This window comes from Citrobacter sp. S55_ASV_140 (assembly GCF_018919505.1).
GTDB classification, from domain to species: Bacteria; Pseudomonadota; Gammaproteobacteria; order Enterobacterales; family Enterobacteriaceae; genus Citrobacter; species Citrobacter werkmanii.
In genome coordinates, this window is record NZ_JAHLQZ010000458.1 from 1 (window position 1) to 272 (window position 272).

Below are 272 nucleotides of genomic sequence, written 5' to 3' on the forward strand. Positions count from 1 at the left end.
GTACCTCCAGCCAGATGACGCTCAGTATCATGTTGGTTATTGTGCTGATTTTTCTACCGATAGTGCTGCTTTATACCGCCTGGAGTTATTACAAGATGCTGGGGCGAATCAAGGTAGAAACGATCCGCCGCCACAACCACGAACTTTACTAGGGAGGAATGCACAATGTGGTATCTGTTTTGGCTGGTCGGCATTCTGCTGATGTGCGCGTTCTCCACGCTGGCGCTGGTCTGGCTTGAGTCGCGGCAGAAGTAGTTCTGCAACAGGAGGGA

1 protein-coding gene and 1 pseudogene are annotated in these 272 nt (G+C 51.5%); both read left to right on the forward strand.

Going from position 1 to position 272, the window contains the following annotated elements; translation table 11 throughout:
* A pseudogene (locus tag KQJ18_RS24515) lies at positions 1 to 152 on the forward strand (cytochrome d ubiquinol oxidase subunit 2); the annotation flags it as partial.
* 13 nt (positions 153 to 165) lie between these two features.
* The gene (gene cbdX, locus KQJ18_RS24520; RefSeq protein ID WP_069323885.1) at positions 166 to 255 is read left to right on the forward strand and encodes a cytochrome bd-II oxidase subunit CbdX; all 90 of its coding nucleotides are present in this window, start codon (positions 166 to 168) and stop codon (positions 253 to 255) included.
* Positions 256 to 272: the final 17 nt, after the last annotated feature.